General features: G+C 60.4%; 1 rRNA gene. It reads right to left on the bottom strand.

Features of this window, described 5'->3' with window-relative positions:
• Window positions 1–62: 62 nt before the first annotated feature.
• Window positions 63–2889, bottom strand: a 23S ribosomal RNA gene (locus ACI8AA_RS23915); the annotation flags it as partial.

Genomic DNA, 2889 nt, shown 5'->3' with positions numbered 1-2889 from the left:
GGCTGGGTGCGTTCAGAACCGCACAGTGGACGCGAGACACGAAGAAGTGTGTAGAAGGATGTGTGGTCAAGCCCTCGGCCTGTTAGTACCGGTCAGCTCGCACGCCTTGCGGCGCTTCCACTTCCGGCCTATCAACCCGCTGGTCTGGGCGGGGGCCTTACCCGGTTGACCCGGTGAGAGACCTCATCTTGAAGCGAGCTTCCCGCTTAGATGCTTTCAGCGGTTATCCCTGCCGAACGTAGCCAACCAGCAGTGCACCTGGCGGTACAACTGGCACACCAGAGGTTCGTCCGTCCCGGTCCTCTCGTACTAGGGACAGCTCTTCGCAAGTCTCTTACGCGCACGGCGGATAGGGACCGAACTGTCTCACGACGTTCTAAACCCAGCTCGCGTACCGCTTTAATGGGCGAACAGCCCAACCCTTGGGACCTACTCCAGCCCCAGGATGCGACGAGCCGACATCGAGGTGCCAAACCATCCCGTCGATATGGACTCTTGGGGAAGATCAGCCTGTTATCCCCGGGGTACCTTTTATCCGTTGAGCGACACCGCTTCCACCTGCCGGTGCCGGGTCACTAGTCCCAGCTTTCGCTCCTGCTCGACCCGTCGGTCTCACAGTCAAGCTCCCTTGTGCACTTGCACTCGACACCTGATTGCCAACCAGGCTGAGGGAACCTTTGGGCGCCTCCGTTACATTTTGGGAGGCAACCGCCCCAGTTAAACTACCCACCTGACACTGTTCCTGATCCGGATCACGGACCGAGGTTAGACATCCAATTCGACCAGAGTGGTATTTCAACGGCGACTCCACCGACACTGGCGTGCCGGCTTCCCAGTCTCCCACCTATCCTACACAAGCCGAACCGAACACCAATATCAAGCTGTAGTGAAGGTCCCGGGGTCTTTCCGTCCTGCCGCGCGTAACGAGCATCTTTACTCGTAGTGCAATTTCGCCGAGCCTGTGGTTGAGACAGCTGAGAAGTCGTTACGCCATTCGTGCAGGTCGGAACTTACCCGACAAGGAATTTCGCTACCTTAGGATGGTTATAGTTACCACCGCCGTTTACTGGCGCTTGAGTTCTGAGCTTCGCCTCGCGGCTAACCCGTCCCCTTAACGTTCCAGCACCGGGCAGGCGTCAGTCCGTATACCTCGTCTTACGACTTCGCACGGACCTGTGTTTTTAGTAAACAGTCGCTTCTCACTGGTCTCTGCGGCCCCCCTCCGCTGCCCCGCGCACGGCGGTTCACGAACGAGGGCCCCCCTTCTCCCGAAGTTACGGGGGCATTTTGCCGAGTTCCTTAACCACAGTTCGCTCGATCGCCTCGGTATTCTCTACCTGACCACCTGAGTTGGTTTGGGGTACGGGCCGCTCGGAACTCGCTAGAGGCTTTTCTCGGCAGCATAGGATCATCGGATTCGCCTCATTCGGCTACGCGTCAGGCCTCACCCTGCATGCGCCACGGATTTGCCTATGGCGCGGGCCACACCCTTGCACCGGTACCACCACTCACCGGCCCGACTACCTTCCTGCGTCACCCCATCGCTTGCCTACTACCAGCTCGGGTCCCCAGCTACTCCCAGCACCGGCTCGAAAGCCGGCACCGGTTTCGGTGGGTCAGCATCACTGGCCTGGGCATGGGCGCTCCTTCGCGGGTACGGGAATATCAACCCGTTGTCCATCGACTACGCCTGTCGGCCTCGCCTTAGGTCCCGACTCACCCTGGGCGGATTAGCCTGGCCCAGGAACCCTTGGTCTTCCGGCGGGGGAGGTTCTCACTCCCCTCTCGCTACTCATGCCTGCATTCTCACTCGCGTGGCGTCCACGGCTGGCTTCCGCCGCCGCTTCACCCGCCACACGACGCTCCCCTACCCACCCACGCACCTGGCCGCCCGACGCAGAGGTCGGCCGGCGGGCGATCGCGTGAGTGCCACGGCTTCGGCGGTGTGCTTGAGCCCCGCTACATTGTCGGCGCGGAACCACTTGACCAGTGAGCTATTACGCACTCTTTCAAGGATGGCTGCTTCTAAGCCAACCTCCTGGTTGTCACTGCGATCCCACATCCTTTTCCACTTAGCACACGCTTAGGGGCCTTAGCCGATGATCTGGGCTGTTTCCCTCTCGACTACGAACCTTATCGCCCGCAGTCTCACTGCCGCGCTCTCACTTACCGGCATTCGGAGTTTGGTTGACGTCAGTAACCTTGTGGGGCCCATCGGCCATCCAGTGCTCTACCTCCGGCAAGAAACACGCGACGCTGCACCTAAATGCATTTCGGGGAGAACCAGCTATCACCGGGTTTGATTGGCCTTTCACCCCTACCCACAGCTCATCCCCCAGGTTTTCAACCCTGGTGGGTTCGGTCCTCCACGCGGTCTTACCCGCGCTTCAACCTGGCCATGGGTAGATCACCCGGCTTCGGGTCTAGAGCACGCGACTGGAGATCGCCCTGTTCGGACTCGCTTTCGCTACGGCTACCCCTCACGGGTTAACCTCGCCACGTACCGCTAACTCGCAGGCTCATTCTTCAAAAGGCACGCCATCACCGCCCACCCGAAGGTGGATTCCCGGCTCTGACGGCTTGTAGGCACACGGTTTCAGGTACTATTTCACTCCCCTCCCGGGGTACTTTTCACCTTTCCCTCACGGTACTCGTCCGCTATCGGTCACCAGGGAGTATTCAGGCTTAGCGGGTGGTCCCGCCCGATTCACACCGAATTCCACGGGCTCGGTGCTACTTGGGAACACATGCCGGGAAGAGACCGGGCTTTCGGGTACGGGGCTCTCACCCTCTACGGCGACCCCTTCCAGAGGCCTTCCCCTAACCACGATCTTTTCTGACTTCCCGCCGGCGCGGCAGCACCGGCACACACGCGTCCCACGACCCCGC

The sequence above is a fragment of the Geodermatophilus sp. SYSU D01180 genome, from assembly GCF_054050415.1.
This window is presented reverse-complemented; position numbering and strand designations above follow the sequence as displayed.